Below are 15905 nucleotides of genomic sequence, written 5' to 3' on the forward strand. Positions count from 1 at the left end.
ATAACACATACGAGGTTGGCTACAAGTAAAAAATGGCATTAAGCCCAGGTTTTTCAATGGTTTGCAGTGTTTTTTTGTTAGCCCTCGTTATGAGTTTGGCGGGAATCCAGGTTAGAAGGAGGGGCAGTATGAAAGGCTTTAGAAAAATGGATGAGATGGAAAAATATATATCTTACAAAAGTGTATTTTGGTCATATAGCTATATGGTGGCTTTTCTTGCAGTCTGGGTGGCTTATAATGCATTAAATCACTTGCCGCTGATTGTGCCACTATTTCTGTTTATAACCCAGATGCTACTCCAGTCAACCATTCGAATTGTGTTGAAGAAACGGATGGGTGGGTAACGTGAAAAATAAAATAAAAGAACTACGAAAGAAACAAAAAATCACTCAAGAAGAGTTAGCAAATACCTTAGGTGTTACCAGACAGACAATTAACGCAATAGAAAACAACAAGTATAATCCAACGCTTGAACTGGCAATGAAACTGGCGAGATTACTCGGAATTCGTGTTGATGAACTATTTATTCTTGAGGATTAGCAGATTCGCCTTTTAGTATATCGCTAATCCACTGTGCCGCTGTATTTGATTACAGTGACACAACGAAAATTACTGCCGGTTAGCCTCAATCAATTGATTGAGGCTTTTTAACGTGGTCAAAAACAATGATACAGTAGTAATTATAGGAAAAAAGAGGAATTATCTTACAATGTGTTGAAGGATTTTCTAGAAGATTTTGTCTATAATGGGAACCAATAGTTTTACAGTTTTATGCTGCAGCTAATTAGGTTAAGTAGCGTTTGCCTAAGTACAATGCTACAATGAAAAGTCCGACGCTTTATTGAAAATTGGACTATCATAGAAGAAAATATTTTACATTAAACTTTGGTAATGCCCAAAGAATTTAAAACGTCCTTTGTAGTCTCTAACGCTAAATGGATTGCAAACTATTGCGCTCTGACTTTATAGAACTTAATTTCGTTTCACCTCAAGATTATTAGTAATTTATAATATACTTTTACGGGAAGTATTGTCCGAATTAAAGAGAATTTAGTTAAATAGGTAAGAAATATACATAAGTTTAGTAATGGGATAGCTTATAAAGTGAATTATTAATGCCCATTGCATATTGAGGGGAGTTAAATATGAGTGATTATCTTGAATTAAGAAAATTTGGTGAATTGAATTTGGAGGAGCAGTTTTTTGATTCATTAAAGGAGGACTATCCAGGTTTTGAGGGCTGGTTTCTTACTAGACTAGACAAACAAGCATACGTCTATTTTGAGGAAGAATTTATTCAGGGGTTCCTGTATTTAAAACTGGAAGAAGGACCTGTCCGGGATGTTACTCCTAATATTAGTAACGAAAAGGTACTAAAGATTGGAACGTGTAAAATTAACCCTCACGGGACTAGGCTAGGTGAACGTTTCATTAAAAAAGCGTTAGATTATGCTATTGTTAATGGGGTTGAAGTTTGTTATGTAACTATTTTTGAAAAACACAAAGCTCTTATTGAACTATTAATGAGGTATGGGTTTTACCATTACGGTATTAAAGAAACAGAAAATGGGCAGGAGCTCGTTCTAGTAAAAGACATGGAAGCAATAAGAGATGATGTACTTTTGGATTACCCATTAATATCGCAGGAGACCCAGAAGAAGTATTTATTGGCAATTTACCCTAAATATCATACAAAAATGTTTCCGGATTCGATACTAAAGACAGAAACATTTGATATACTTGAGGATGTTTCATACACTAACAGTATTCATAAAATTTATGTCTGTAGTATGCCGGTTTATATGTGCAATCCGGGAGATATTATAGTGATTTATCGTACTTCTGATGGGAAAGGGCATGCAGAATATAGGTCCGTTGCAACCTCTATTTGTGTTGTAGAGGAAGTATACTCTAAGGATGATTTCAGAGATTTTGATGAATTTTTTAAATACGCCAATACATATAGTATTTTTGATCGGGATGGCCTTAGGCCTTGGTTTAAAAAGAAAGAATGTTATACAATTAGAATGACTTACAATGCGGCGCTTACTAAAAGGTTAATTAGGAAAAATCTTTCAGATACAGTAGGTTTAGATAGAACAGATAGGTGGTCATTTTTAGAACTCAGCGACGAGCAGTTTGAAAAAATAATTAAGTTGGGAAAAGTAAATAGGAATATTTTTGTTGATTAAAGAAGAAAAATTATAGGAGAATCAAGAATAATTTTGAAATATCCTATTTATATAACTAATTTGGTATTATTTAGAAGGATATTTCTAGAGGTATGACGAAACTTATCATGAATAACAGAACACATGTACGGACTAATTATTCTGTCGGGGAGGGCTTGGAATGAAGCGGATTGTATTATCAATTAAGCCCCAGTATGTTAAGGCGATTATTGAGGGTGACAAGATAGCAGAACTAAGGAGAAAAAGGCCAGGTATTGCAAGGGGCGATAGTATATATATATATGAAACTACTCCAACCAAGGCGTTTTCAGCGGTTGCTGAGGTTAAAGAAATTATTGAGTTAAGCATCGATGAGCTTTGGGAGAGGGTACGAGAGATTTGTGCAATAAGTTGGGAAAAATTCAATGAATACTTTAAGGGATGTAAAGTAGGCTACGCTTTAATTATCACTAAAGTCAAGAAGCTCATTAAACCATTAGGTTTATATGAAGTTAGAGAAAAGATTCCTAATTATAGACCCCCGCAATTCTTCCATTACGTTGATAATACGCATCCCATTCAGAATTTAATCGAGTCTAGAATTTTAGTAATATAGTGTTTGCAACCTAACTAATTGACGATATAGAATAATATTTTGTCATCTTTTTTGACGGATAAAAAGGAAATAAGGAGCCGACAGCGCAAATGACTTTAAAAAGTCGTCAAATGAGCTGTCGGCTTTAACTTTAAATATGGTCTTTAAATCAAAAGTAGGTCCGAAAACCAGTTTTTCCAGCGGCTGATAGTAGATTCATCTGCCGCTACGGTCAAGGCAGTATCCTCATTCAGTACCGCTTTTACATTTCACTGCCATAACGCTTGTAGGGGACTATCCGGTAGTTCATGGTGTGCTCGGTTACATGTTTGTGTCGTTGAATTTTATTACAGCGACACAACTAAAAAGGACAACCAAAAGCTCCAATCTTTGAATTGGAGCTTTTAAATAGTGCGCCCGGCATGGGCGCAGTCTAACGGGTGAAAGTCCCGAGTGCGGGTTGATAGTGCCAAGCACATAGTCAAAGGCAAGGGTGTCCATCGTGAGGTGGAATCTGAAGGAAGCCCGAGACAAACTTCCGGCCTGACGAACAGAAACCACATCAGGCATACGTAGGCTGGGTAAGGTTGCTATTCAAACTAAAGCCCCAAACTATCCGGAAGCCTACGGTGTAAATGTGGCAGGTAGATGGAAGGAAAGACTGCGTTCTTACCCGGGGAGGTCTCATGGACGTGAGGAGATGAATTTCAAATCACGGTTGAAACAAGATTTGTCATGAGAAGTCAGCAGAAGCCATAGTACCCGATGTAGTCGACGACATTGGGGAAGGGCTGAACCTTAGGAGGTGACAGTAAATGAATGTTACCGATAAAGGAACGAAGTGCAGCCAACTTCCGGCAGACGAAAATCGTATGGAAGGCTCACCGCAAAAGAATAGTGCGGAACATGAAGGATATGCGGGAGTGCACAATCCTTTGAAGATAACTGAAAACAACATCACCGACGCCAACTTGTCGAAGGAGCGACTGCTGGAGGCAATATTGGACAGAGACAACATGAATAAAGCATTTAAAAGAGTAAAGTCCAACAAAGGCTCCCACGGAGTCGATGGGATGGGAGTAGATGAACTTCTACAACACCTCAAAGAAACCGGAGACCAGCTCAGGCAGTCAATCTTGGATGGTAAACACCGTCCTAACCCCGTCAGAAGGGTAGAAATACCCAAAGATAACGGGAAGAAAAGAAACTTAGGAATACCTACAGTAGTAGACCGAGTGGTACAACAGGCAATAGCACAAGTACTAACACCGATATTTGAGAAACAGTTTCTAGACGAAAGTTTCGGCTTTCGACCCGGACGAAGCGCCCATGATGCAATCAGGAAATGTCAAGAGAACATAGATGAAGGATACAGCTATGTTGTAGACATGGATTTGGAGAAATACTTCGATACAGTTAACCAAAGTAAAATGGTAGAAGTACTTTCCAGAACCATAAAAGATGGACGGGTAATATCCCTAATCCATAAATACCTGAGAGCTGGAGTAATAGTCAGGCATAAATTTGAAGAAGCGGACGTAGGCGTTCCGCAGGGCGGACCTTTAAGTCCGATTCTTAGTAACATTATGCTAAACGAGCTTGACAAGGAACTGAAAAGAAGGGGGCACAGGTTCGTTCGTTATGCGGACGACCTGCTAATCTTCTGTAAAAGCAGAAGAAGTGCCGAACGCACATATGAAAACATACTCCCTTTTATCGAAAAGAAACTATTCCTGAAAGTAAATAGAGAGAAAACAGTGGTCGACTACGTAGGGAAGGTAAAATTTCTTGGATTTTCGTTTTACCGAAAGAAAGGTGAAACGAGAGTAAGAATTCATCCAAAGTCCGTGGCAAAGATGAGAAGTAGAGTGAAAGAACTCACCGCTAGAAGTAACGGAATGGGCAATGAATTCAGAGCAATGAAGCTTAGACGCTATATTATGGGGTGGATTAACTACTTCAAGATAGCTGATATGAAGAGCTTGATGTCCCAAATAGACGAATGGATGAGAAGGCTTGTCTATCCTGAAAACTCTTTTGCGACCACCTTAAAAAAGGCAAAAAGATACTAGGCCCAACTAAATAGTTGCGCAAAAAAATAAATGTCTTGTGAAAATTAGTAATACCTAAGCTGTACTTGAGGTTACTTGCTGTTCAATAGCAACGGTATACCCTAATAATTCAAGCCGTTTGACGGATTTGTTGACAATCTCGTTTTTCCGGCGTTGCTCAAAGAAATCTGGGCCGAGCTCTTGATAAGGAACGTTATCTTTCAACATATGGTACACAATTGTAAGGATAGAATGAGCTACTGCTACGGTAGCCCGGTTTCTTCCTCTCCTTGCCGCAATTCTGGAATATTGGGCGCCAAAATAAGTGTTTTTAAGATGGCCGGCTGACTTGGCACACTCTGTTAATGTAGCCTTGAGTACATTATTGCCTTTACGGGTCTTACCGCTTTTTCGTTTCCCTGCGCTTTCATTATTACCGGGGCAGATACCAGCCCATGAAGCAAGGTGTGCCGCAGAGGGAAATTGATCCATATTAGTACCGATTTCAGCGATTATAACTTGTGCACTATGTTCTCCAACTCCGGGAATGGAGTCTACAAGTTGCACTTGTTCACTGACCGATTCCATCTTTTCTTGGATTGATTGGTCAAGTGCAAAAACTTCTTCGTAAAGAAAATCAATATGCTTGAGCATTAGACCTAACATCAGTCTTTGATGTTCACCCATAAACCCATGAAGTGCTTCTTCGAGTAATGGTATTTTCTTACGCATTTGTCTAAGAGCTTTATCTGCCATTGCCTGAACATCATTGCAACCAGCGGCGAGCATATCAAGCATTTGACGAGATGACTTGCCATTGATTTCGCTTACAACAGAGGACAATTTAATGTTTGCGCCTTCAAGTACCTTTTGAATCCGATTTAACTCTCTGACACGATCCTGCACTATGCTTCTGCGGTAACGGACAAGTTCCCTCAGTTCACGCTGCTCGCGCTTAGGAATGAAGCTTCCGTTTAACAGACCATGACGCAATAAATCGGCAATCCATTCGGCATCCTTGACATCAGTTTTACGACCAGGCACAGCTTTGATATGTTGGGCATTTACAACTAAAGCAGGTATTCCCTCCATTTCTAATAAGTTGTAGATGGGTTTCCAGTATGCCCCCGTTGCTTCCATAGCAACGCATTGACAGTCCACTTCTTTGAGCCAGTCAACTAAGGAAAGAAGTGATGAGGTCATTGTACTGAAACTCCTGATCTCTTTCTTTTTACCTGCTATTACACAGGCAGTAATTGTTTTCTTATGAACATCCATACCACAACAGCGCTCGTAAATTACATTCATTGATAGACCCCCAATGATTTAAAATTTACGGCGGGCTTCCTGGAACGAGTTAATCTACCCTGCGTGCTCTATGGCAACAATTTGTGGTTCAAGCAGGAAGCCTTAGTCAGTCTATTAACTCGGGCTCTAAGCACCAAGACAATTCGACTTTATGCCGCAGTAAAAGTATGTCCAGTCACTCCGATTTGTTATTTGATGGTGTGGCTTAGGGGTTTCGCCACATGAGGGTCTATAATGGGAAGTGTGCGCCTTGTTCCCGAACAATCTGTATAGAAATATACAATAAAATCGGGCTATGAGCTAAAGAAAAGAAGCAAATAGAACTTGTCATTTGAATTGGCAGGGGTAGTACCTGCCTGACCCTGTGTGAGGGGTAACAAAATCTCTAATACTCCGACGTGCATTAAGCAATACCATGCTTGATGTACGGAGCTCGGTGAAGTTGCGGAAAATGATATCTGTGATGATATTAAGTACGCTGGAGGCTAAAAAGCAGTCATGCTTAGAATGCCTAATAGGCTGACGAATATCCGAAAGTACAGCTCGTAAATTATAGGGTTGCGAATAAGAAGCAACTCGCTCCCGTATGGAGTACTGTCGTTGAGTTACGCTTGCTTCCGTGGAACTCAGCTAAAACCGGAAAGGTCTAGGGCTTTCAACAGAAAATCACACTGGTTGAAAGCGGCAGTCGGGTTAAAGGGTAGAGCTAAAACTGCTATGTAAAGCTAAGATGACAGGAACAAGGGAACTGCAGTAGGAATTCAATGGATGGTATACCAGTCCTAACCAACAGGAAATGATTGGTTAAACTGCAGGGCATCAGCCTGTAGTAGTAATGAAGCTTCTGTAATGGAAGTGGAGCGAAGGGGCATAGTCTGTACAGCTAAACTTGTGACCAGTCTGTCAAGGAAGCCGTAGGCAAACCTGACTAAAACCATGAACACCAAATCGAAAGGAGGCGGTGTAAATGGCACAAAAATTTGACTACCTAAAATCCGAAACAGAACTGCGAGAAATAACTGATGAATTATATAATACTGCAAGGGTAGCGTTTGAAGAAGGCAATAGACCTTCTGTAACTGGATTAGTTGAAATCATGTCATCCGAAACAACTATCGTAACCGCAATACACAACATTAAGTCTAATAAAGGCAGTAAGACTCCTGGGGTAGATTATAAAACAATGCAAAAGGATTATCTAGAAAGACCATATAAATGGGTCATAAAGGATATACAGGATGCATTTAAAAGATTCACTCCCCAAAAAATAAAACGCCAATTCATTGACAAACCGGGTAAAACCGAGAAACGACCATTGGGTATCCCCTCTGTTAGGGACAGAATTGTACAAGAATGTATAAGGATAGTACTTGAACCGATATTAGAAGCGCAATTTTTTAAGCACTCCTATGGGTTCAGGCCTATGAGAGACACAAAAATGGCACTGCAACGGATAACTGACCTAGTCCACAAAACAGGCTACTACTGGGTAGTAGAAGGTGACATCAGCAAATGCTTTGATAAAATAAATCATAGGAAACTATTAAAACGCCTATACCACATGGGAATAAAGGACAGAAGAGTGTTGCAGATTATCAAAGCTATGCTGAAAGCCGGTGTCCTGGGTGAAAATGAAACCAGTAATGAGGGATCTCAACAGGGTTCAGTATTATCGCCGTTACTTGCAAATGTCTATATGGATATGCTCGATGAATGGCTATCCAACCAATGGGAGAACAAGCGGACTCGGTACAAATACTCCATTCAATGGGGAAAAATGGCGGCACTTCGAGAACGAAGTAATCTAATACCAGAATATCTAGTAAGATACGCTGACGATTTCTGTGTATTAACAGACAGTAAGGAGCATGCCGAATGGCTTAAAAATCGTATCCAGAAGTTTCTACACCAAAACATGAAACTAAACTTATCTGGTGAAAAAACGCTCATAACCGATCTGCGCAGAAATTATATAAAGTTTCTAGGTTTTGAATACAAAGTGGTTAAAGGTAACGCGAAAAAAGGCTATATCACAAGAACAATACCTAACAGGAAAAGCTTAAAATCAAAGGTAGACGCTATTGGTAAAGATATAAATAATATTCATATACACGCAAGCAAAGAGCAGGTAATACACAGTATTAACCTAATTAACAGCAAGATTAGGGGATTAATAAACTATTATAGTAACTGTTCTTGGGTAAATGTAGCTATGAAAGAGTTTGGTCATAAAATAGCAATGGTTGCCTATAGACGATTAAAGCAGTATAAAGGCAAATGGATTTCTGCCAAAGAAACCCAAAACCTTCATAATGTGCATAAGAACTACAATCAAAAAATCCCTGCACTAAAGTATGGAGATATTTATATAGGGGTAACAAGCTTGACGTTTTGTAAATGGGAAACAATTTTCCAGAAAAATCAAAACGAGACCCCTTTTACAGAAGAAGGTCGCCGAAAGCATTTTAAGCGAACAAAGAAAAAACGTCAAAATGCTAGACTAGAAAACATGTTAACAGAAAAGACTTCTATGCTCATAGCACAAGGTCTTACCGGCAAAAACTATAACTTTGAATTCTACATGAATCGGGCATATGCATTAAACCGGGATAAGCTAAAGTGTAGATGTTGCGGCAAATGGCTATATTCTGAAACTGTATATACACACAGAATAAACCCAAACCTGCCAATTAACTTGGTCAATAAAGTATCAAATCTAGCATCCATGGACAAGGCCTGTTTTGAATTAGTCAATGATGGTAAAGCCGGAATTAACCATTTAGAACCAAAGATGCGCAGGAAAATAGAAAGTTTTAGGGAAAGGCTTGGAAATCACAAGTAAAGTCTGCTGTATAGATGGAGCGCCGTATGATGGGAAACTATCACGTACGGTGTGAACCAGGGGAAAAGCCACCCTGACTGCCAAACTCACTTAATGGTAAAAGCGGCGGCTTACCTATTGGTATTGACTATTGTGTTTGGGAAAGTTCAAAAAGTTCGTTGGAATAAGGATATTGGCTAAGGGAGTAGTATAGGCAAAAGATTCAGTAACATTATGGGGTGATAGGTGTGCTTCAGCAAATTGCCGTAAATGAATTCAAAAAGCATTTAAAGCAGGCTGAGGAAGCTGGGAAGATTAATGACACAAATAGACAAGCGCAGGAGTTGGAAAAGGCTATAGGGAAATTTTTAGAGATGGAAAAGACAACACAACGCCAATTACAAGTATATATATATAGACCATATCGTGACTTAGGAAGATTAAAGTTTATTGCTAATAGTTTTGAAGAGGCCCGTACATATCTTGACAAAGCGCAAAGGTTAGCTAGGACAATCGATGATGCTGACAATTTTGACAATATATGTAACATAAAAAGAATGCTTGCCCATTGTTTCATTGTTTTAGGATTGAACACCAAATCAAAAACTGATATTGAGGTCGCAAAGGAAATTATTTCAAATTTAAAAAAGATACTACATAAAATATCACTTGAGTCGCTTGTTGATGAAATAGAAAAAGAGGAACAGATAATTAAGGGTATAGAAAGTAACGAGGTATACACAACTATTGAGTGCGACTTACCTTTTCCGATAATAGCGAAAGAAAATGAAAAAATAACATTCGTATATAAAGAATATGAGTGTTTTATAGAAATTTCAATGAAGAAAAGTCCGTTATGTCCCTGGATTGTGGACGATCACGGTTATTTAGAGTTAATCGAAGATAAATACGGAATAGCCAATCATTCTCATGTTACCTTGACAATGCAAGGTTATATAAATCCTAATGAAACAGTAGTGATGAACGACTCTTCAATTTTTTTACCACTATATTTTGGAATAGAAGCTTTAAACAAGTTCATAGAAGTCTATCGTGTATCTACAAAACATTATTGGGTAAGTAGATTATCGGATAAAATGATAACAAATTTTTCATGCAAAATAATGGTGGGACAAATTGAATTACGCAATGTCCCATTTAGCGGTCACGGAACCTATAGAATGAGTTCTGATCCCCCGCAACTTAGGGAGGAACAATTTAGTAGGCTGGTAAAGTATTTAGAGAAAGACCAATTGCCGCTTTGGGAATCATTATTAATGGATGCAAAAGAATACTTGGTTATTAAACGGTATAGAGAGGCCATTTTCGCTATAAACGGTGCATTTGAAAATTTCCTAAAAATTAAGGTTAAAGAACGATTAAGTAGAGTTTTAGATCCAGAGGTTGTTAAATCATATATGAATGGTCATCCAACATATGACGAATTCTTTTTAAAGGACTATGTAAATGAGATGCAATTTAATGAAGCATTTAAAAAAGGCATAATAAAATACATCCCACCTTCAACATTCCATATGATAAAAAAATGCCATAAATTTGTCCCGTTTAAGGTGAGTTATAACAAAATATCTTCTATGATCGCAAGAATTAGAGGAAATAGAAATGAGATATTTCATGGGGAAGATATTATAGATAATTTAGAGTATATAGTAAAACAATCGATTAATAGTTTTGAAGAGTTAGTAACATTATTTGACGACTAGTATCAGAACAGAAATAGGAATAAGCGGTTTATTAGGACTCGGTCTAATCATAAAGATGCTCCATATACCAATTATTCTGGTTCGGCTAAGTAGGCGAAGTTGATAAGATTAAAGATGATTATTTTTATGTCCTGGTGGCTAGCCATTATTATAACCATATACGAGCCACTTGTAAGGGCTGCAGCCAGTAAATCCACAACTATCGATTGCTTAAAAACCTAAAAAATGAGACACCTCCAGAATTCATCGCTAACAGTTGGTTCTTGAGTTATAGTCTAAGCTGCTGAGTTGATTTCTGCGTTCTTATGTTTCTTAATAGCGAGCGCTGAAGCGAGCAAAACTATGGCATTAAGATATAAGTGCGTTTTAACTTTCTCTACTCCTCCTACATGGAGGTCATTAGCAGTTAAATACTCCTTTAGCCTTGAGTTACAGCGCTCTACGCTGGTACGCTCTTTATACAGTCCCTTCCATCGTTGTGAATCTCGATGGGGAGTAGAAAATCTGCGCAGATCATCTTTGACATTGATTTTTCGCACCATACCATAGTTTGAGGATGAACACCACTCCATGCCGTTTGGGCAATCGACTTTACCAAGAGCATGAGGGCAGCGAAATTTTAAATAGTTCCCTTGACTGCCCCAGTAAACCATATCGTACCCCATTGAGCATCGGGGTGTGCCGTTTGAAGCAAACCCTGCTGGTGGTTCCTTTTCATTACGCAGGTTTAAAGGAATAATTGCTTGTGCTCCGTAGTAATCAGCTATTTCGTAGTTTTTTAACTGGTCATAGCCGCCGTCTTCGAGGATAAAGTCTACTTTATCAATGGAACCTCGGGATGCGATATCTTTTACCAAAGGCGGTCCCATATCACCGTCATTAACATGGGCGGGTGTTACTTCTAAAGCAATAGGCAGTTCGCTCTCAGTGTCAACGGCTAGGTGCAGTTTGTAACCAAACCAGGTAAGTTTGTTCTTAAAAGAGTCAAACTTAGCACCCCATCTGGCGTTGATGCCGTCTTGCTGGGACTTGGGTCTTTTTTTCTCGTAAGCGTCAATAGCTGTGCTGTCAATGGCTATCTTATCACCAGCAATGATGCCCTCGTCATAGCACTGCTTGACTAAATCATGGAATAAGTGCTCCGCCAACCGCTTTTCTGTAATCAGCGTGAATACCCGACTTAGTGTAGCAATTGACGGGGCTCTTTGAGAAATATCAAAACCACATTGGTAGCGAAACCTTAGGTTTGTATCCAGTCTTTTATGCAGTGCAGTAAATGTATCAATATCCTCAAACGGAGCTGCCAACAGAGCTCGTAAAATGGCTTCTCTGTTATGTCCTATGGCACCCTGGGGTGATGAAGATCTTAATTGTTTTGCATACGGTTCTAGATCTAAGGCACCGAAGAATATGGGCAGACGATTTTCTAACTCAATTTTTTGCAGTTCTTCAAGGGAAAACAAGGTTTCTTGGAGAATATACAAGTGACTTCACTCCTTTGGGATCTTTAGGTTTCGTCACTTGAAAGATTCTCCATTTTTGGGGTGAAGTCCTTTCTTTTGTCCTTCAACCCCTTGACCTACAAGGGTTAAAAATTATGCAAAATGCTCATATATCTATTGACGATTAAGTTTGACATCATACCTAAATTCATTTGGTAAAATTTAGAGGAAAACAGAACAGTTTAGCGAATATTGACAATAACCAAAATTATCCTGAGTAAACAGAGGAAGTAATTAATTGAGAAGACGCTATTTGATAAACCACGTTGGTTTCATAAATATAATTTACGAGGTGAAGTATGAGTCAAGAAGCCATTACTTTTATACACCTATCTGACATTCACTTTACTAAGTACAGCGGTGACAGGCTTGATCTTGATGCAGACTTAAGGAATGAGATATTGATAGATATTAAAAATAATGCAAAAAGAGAAATTGGTAAAGTAGATGGGATACTAGTTTGTGGCGATATAGCGTTTAGCGGAAAGTCTGATGAATATTCTAGGGCAAATCAATTTTTAAAGGAAGTTTGTAGCGCATTAGATATTCCCGAAACTTCAGTTTTTTGCGTACCTGGTAACCATGATGTTGACCAATCAGTAATGAAAAATAGTGAAGGGCTTTTTAATATTCAAGAAAAGATCGAAGAGGATAATACTGATTCATCATTAACTGCATATCTACGCGACCCAATATTTAATAAAACGCTATTTTTACATATACATCAATATAATACCAAGTTCGCCGGTAAATTTATGTGTCACATAAATGAAAACCAATTTTTTTGGAACAAATATTTTACACTAAACGATAATTCAATTTTACGCCTTGTAGGTCTAAACTCTATTGTTATTTCAAGTAGTAACGACACAAATGAGCGGCTTATGGTAGTAGGCGAATATCAAATTCCAGAGCGACAAGAAGGTATAACATATCTTTCATTGTGTCATCATCCTCCCGAATGTTGGAAAGACCCTGATGACATCCTAAAAAATAAGATGAATGAACGTGTACGTGTCCAACTTTATGGTCATAAGCACGTTCAACAAGTAAGACATAACAACAATAGCTTGATAATTGGTTCTGGGGCAACGCATCCCCATCGTTCGGAAAGGGAATGGAAACCACGTTATAATTGGTTATCAGTTAGTGTTGAAGGGACAAAGGACCACCGTAAACTTAAAGTAATTCTATACCCACGCATACTCAATGAGACTAATGACCACTTTATATCAGATAGCAGTAATTGCTCTGAGAAAAATTATACTGAATATTTTCTGACTCTTGATTATTGGAAAGACAATGTAAAGATACCATCTGAGGGTACTGAGCCCTCTAAGCTTTTAAAGGTACCAGATAATCACGATGAAGAAAACTTGAACACCAAAGATAACTGTATTCCCCTTAGAACTTTAGTTTATCGCTTTTTGGAACTTTCTTTTATTAAGCGATCTTCCATTTTAACTAAACTAAATTTAATTGACGAAGCAGATGAGGGTATAGATCATGTGGATATAATAGAAAAAACCATTCAAAAGGCAATGGAGGGTGGGACCATACAATTATTGTGGGATGAAATTAATGCCTTATATGACGCCGACTATAAATAGGGTCTGCCTATAGTGTGCAGTTAGTGCTTTACCTTAGAAGACGGGAAGGAGTTATTTTAATATGAATCTAAACTTTTCTGAATGGTATAGGTCAGTAAAACTTGAACCCAATGATACGATACTAAAGAATAGGTGGTCGGGGATTGAAAATTATACTGAAAATCTGACTGACTATACCAACGTGCTTGAGTTAGTACGATTGTTTTATAATTTGCCTGTTAGTGAGAATTTTCGCGACGAATTTTGTAACGTTTTTATTGAAACAGATAGTGCTTTTTCGAAAAATAATAGCTTTGAACTTTCTGTTTTAGCAGGAGCATCTCTCGTTAACATAATTGAAGAGGGGGGGGGCTTGAAGATCTTTCGCTTCTTGCAATGAAGACTTTAGCTTTTAATGAACGTAAATATCCAGTTCCTGAGATATTTGACGAGGTCCAAAAACGTTTCGACATTAAAACTGCTAAGATACGAGAAAACCTTTCACCAGTCAAAATTAATACATCAATTTCAAGGAAAATTTTAAAAAGCCTAAAAGGGGCTAAGGACACTGAAGAATGGAACTCCCAAGTGATGGCAGAAGAGTTCTATGATTATATTTCTAACTTAAACAAATGGAAGACTGAAATCAATTTAAAAATCATCAAAAATGAAAGGCAACAAAAAATATATTTGGAAGACTCACAAATTTTATGGTGGATGACTGGAGAATGGAGCAGAGACTTAAAAAAACCGTTTAACCAAATGCAAGTGACAGAAAGCTCTATCGTTATAGGCAAAGAGCTCGCCGATTTGGTTAATATTTTACCTGGGCCATATGCTTCTGAAGCTGTTATAAACAAGACATTGAGCAGTCTTGGGGATAGCAACGCGCGTTGTACTATGGCAGAAATAATAGACAAACAAAGTAATGATTGGAAACAAATATTAGCAGAGAATTATCCAAGCGAAAAAACAAAAGAAATTACCCCTCTATTATTAGCGATAGATAAATCGAACGAAGTAGAAGGTGCTAAAGAGTGGTTGCCAGCGTTTAAAAAATTGACAGGTTTCAATGCTGATGAAATTGAACTATCTGCATTTAGTTTTGCATACCAAATATATTTAGAATGTCTAGTTGTAAAATGTCTTAAAGATGATGAGGGAGCAGCATGAGCGAAGAAACAAGTATCCACATTGAAGAGACTGCCGAAAGAGATATCGTTGAGCAAATAGATACTCAAACAGAAGTGTTGGATGCTCATGATGATATTTTTGAGCTTCCTCATGGCAATGCCTTAGAACTAGACGAAACATATGAAATTACGGCTGCAAACAAAACCAATTTTATTGTATTAATTGGGCCAGCTGGTTGTGGTAAGACTACTTTAGTAACGACCGTATACCAAATGTTTCAGAAAAACCCAATGGAGGACTATTATTTTGCTGGATCGCGAACCCTTTTAGGCTTCGAGCAAAGGGCTTTCCTTACTAGGACTACTTCAGGACATGCGTTTCCAGACACGCCTAAAACACGTCGTGGTATTTCAGATTCTATTTTACATTTAAAGCTTTATAGTGTAATAAGAGATTCATTTAAGGAGCTTTTAATAACTGATTTTTCAGGTGAGGATTATAAAGCTATTATTGCTAATGTTAATTTAGCCAAGGAAGAGTTTGGGGTTATTAAAAGAGCAGATAATCTAGTTCTTCTGATTGATGGTGAACTGGTTTCTAACAAGAAACGTAGAAACGGGGCGGTTCAAGAAACGCTTGAATTGTTAAAGACTATTATTGATGCCGGTCTTTTTAGCAACAGAACCTGCCTTGATATCGTTATTAGTAAATATGACATTGTGAAGGAAAGGTCCATTGAAGATTCAGCAATTAAAGATTTTCTGTCTAACGTTCAGCAAAAATTCATAAATAAGTTTGGTAATGAAGTTATGAAACTGAACTTTTATTATGTGTCGGCTATGCCTAAAGATAAAAACCAACTAAATATCGGATATGGCTTAGACAAGTTAATAAATTCTTGGGTTGAACGGAAGATGGGGTCTGTAGGCGTAATTCAATCTAACTTATTGAAGCAGGATTTCAAGTCAGAGTTTAACCTGTTCAAAATTAGAACCTATGGGGTATGATTA

Annotated in this window: 13 protein-coding genes; 11 read left to right on the plus strand and 2 right to left on the minus strand. The window is 38.0% G+C overall.

Going from position 1 to position 15905, the window contains the following annotated elements:
- Nucleotides 1-128: 128 nt before the first annotated feature.
- From MFMK1_RS05800 to ltrA (MFMK1_RS05820), 5 genes are all read left to right on the plus strand, one after another.
- Nucleotides 129-344, plus strand: a complete 216-nt coding sequence (locus MFMK1_RS05800; protein WP_366924186.1) for a hypothetical protein — start codon at nucleotides 129-131, stop codon at nucleotides 342-344.
- A gap of 1 nt (nucleotide 345) precedes the next feature.
- Nucleotides 346-540, plus strand: coding sequence for a helix-turn-helix transcriptional regulator (locus MFMK1_RS05805; protein WP_366924187.1), 195 nt, complete (start codon nucleotides 346-348; stop codon nucleotides 538-540).
- A 605-nt stretch (nucleotides 541-1145) separates the two neighbouring features.
- Nucleotides 1146-2192 carry an N-acetyltransferase gene (locus MFMK1_RS05810; protein WP_366924188.1) on the plus strand — a complete coding sequence of 349 codons (1047 nt, stop codon included), beginning with the start codon at nucleotides 1146-1148 and terminating at the stop codon, nucleotides 2190-2192.
- Between the two features lie 160 nt (nucleotides 2193-2352).
- Entirely contained in the window at nucleotides 2353-2787 is a 435-nt protein-coding gene (locus tag MFMK1_RS05815; RefSeq protein ID WP_366924189.1) for an ASCH domain-containing protein, read from the plus strand.
- Between the two features lie 794 nt (nucleotides 2788-3581).
- Complete coding sequence (ltrA, locus tag MFMK1_RS05820; RefSeq protein ID WP_366924190.1) at nucleotides 3582-4838, plus strand: group II intron reverse transcriptase/maturase; 1257 nt, start codon at nucleotides 3582-3584, stop codon at nucleotides 4836-4838.
- Between the two features lie 54 nt (nucleotides 4839-4892).
- On the opposite strand, the gene MFMK1_RS05825 is transcribed toward ltrA (MFMK1_RS05820), so the two are convergent.
- The gene (locus tag MFMK1_RS05825; RefSeq protein WP_366924191.1) at nucleotides 4893-6125 is read right to left on the minus strand and encodes an IS110 family RNA-guided transposase; all 1233 of its coding nucleotides are present in this window, start codon (nucleotides 6123-6125) and stop codon (nucleotides 4893-4895) included.
- A 967-nt stretch (nucleotides 6126-7092) separates the two neighbouring features.
- Between MFMK1_RS05825 and ltrA (MFMK1_RS05830) the strand changes: the two genes are divergently transcribed.
- Both ltrA (MFMK1_RS05830) and MFMK1_RS05835 read left to right on the plus strand, forming a co-directional pair.
- A complete protein-coding gene (gene ltrA, locus MFMK1_RS05830; protein ID WP_366924192.1) occupies nucleotides 7093-8967 on the plus strand; it encodes a group II intron reverse transcriptase/maturase in 1875 nt (624 codons plus the stop codon).
- A 227-nt stretch (nucleotides 8968-9194) separates the two neighbouring features.
- Nucleotides 9195-10670 carry a hypothetical protein gene (locus tag MFMK1_RS05835; protein WP_366924193.1) on the plus strand — a complete coding sequence of 492 codons (1476 nt, stop codon included), beginning with the start codon at nucleotides 9195-9197 and terminating at the stop codon, nucleotides 10668-10670.
- Between the two features lie 275 nt (nucleotides 10671-10945).
- On the opposite strand, the gene MFMK1_RS05840 is transcribed toward MFMK1_RS05835, so the two are convergent.
- Entirely contained in the window at nucleotides 10946-12154 is a 1209-nt protein-coding gene (locus tag MFMK1_RS05840; protein ID WP_366924194.1) for a transposase, read from the minus strand.
- Between the two features lie 317 nt (nucleotides 12155-12471).
- Here MFMK1_RS05840 and MFMK1_RS05845 point away from each other — a divergent pair, with 317 nt between their 5' ends.
- From MFMK1_RS05845 to MFMK1_RS05860, 4 genes are all read left to right on the plus strand, one after another.
- Nucleotides 12472-13782: a metallophosphoesterase gene (locus MFMK1_RS05845; RefSeq protein ID WP_366924195.1), complete on the plus strand. Its 1311-nt coding sequence runs from the start codon at nucleotides 12472-12474 to the stop codon at nucleotides 13780-13782.
- A 61-nt stretch (nucleotides 13783-13843) separates the two neighbouring features.
- Nucleotides 13844-14161 carry a hypothetical protein gene (locus MFMK1_RS05850; protein ID WP_366924196.1) on the plus strand — a complete coding sequence of 106 codons (318 nt, stop codon included), beginning with the start codon at nucleotides 13844-13846 and terminating at the stop codon, nucleotides 14159-14161.
- Nucleotides 14158-14934, plus strand: coding sequence for a GTPase-associated system all-helical protein GASH (locus MFMK1_RS05855; RefSeq protein WP_366924197.1), 777 nt, complete (start codon nucleotides 14158-14160; stop codon nucleotides 14932-14934). Before MFMK1_RS05850 ends, MFMK1_RS05855 begins: the two co-directional genes overlap by 4 nt.
- A complete protein-coding gene (locus MFMK1_RS05860; protein ID WP_366924198.1) occupies nucleotides 14931-15902 on the plus strand; it encodes a TRAFAC clade GTPase domain-containing protein in 972 nt (323 codons plus the stop codon). Before MFMK1_RS05855 ends, MFMK1_RS05860 begins: the two co-directional genes overlap by 4 nt.
- Nucleotides 15903-15905: the final 3 nt, after the last annotated feature.

It is taken from the genome of Metallumcola ferriviriculae (assembly GCF_035573695.1).
Classification (GTDB): domain Bacteria; phylum Bacillota; class JADQBR01; order JADQBR01; family JADQBR01; genus Metallumcola; species Metallumcola ferriviriculae.

Coding starts and splice junctions, on each gene's coding strand:
- MFMK1_RS05800 (WP_366924186.1), top strand. CDS start 129: ATGAAAGGCTTTAGAAAAATGGATGAGATGGAAAAATATATATCTTAC.
- MFMK1_RS05810 (WP_366924188.1), top strand. CDS start 1,146: ATGAGTGATTATCTTGAATTAAGAAAATTTGGTGAATTGAATTTGGAG.
- MFMK1_RS05815 (WP_366924189.1), top strand. CDS start 2,353: ATGAAGCGGATTGTATTATCAATTAAGCCCCAGTATGTTAAGGCGATT.
- ltrA (WP_366924190.1), top strand. CDS start 3,582: ATGAATGTTACCGATAAAGGAACGAAGTGCAGCCAACTTCCGGCAGAC.
- MFMK1_RS05825 (WP_366924191.1), bottom strand. CDS start 6,125: ATGAATGTAATTTACGAGCGCTGTTGTGGTATGGATGTTCATAAGAAA.
- ltrA (WP_366924192.1), top strand. CDS start 7,093: ATGGCACAAAAATTTGACTACCTAAAATCCGAAACAGAACTGCGAGAA.
- MFMK1_RS05845 (WP_366924195.1), top strand. CDS start 12,472: ATGAGTCAAGAAGCCATTACTTTTATACACCTATCTGACATTCACTTT.
- MFMK1_RS05850 (WP_366924196.1), top strand. CDS start 13,844: ATGAATCTAAACTTTTCTGAATGGTATAGGTCAGTAAAACTTGAACCC.
- MFMK1_RS05855 (WP_366924197.1), top strand. CDS start 14,158: ATGAAGACTTTAGCTTTTAATGAACGTAAATATCCAGTTCCTGAGATA.
- MFMK1_RS05860 (WP_366924198.1), top strand. CDS start 14,931: ATGAGCGAAGAAACAAGTATCCACATTGAAGAGACTGCCGAAAGAGAT.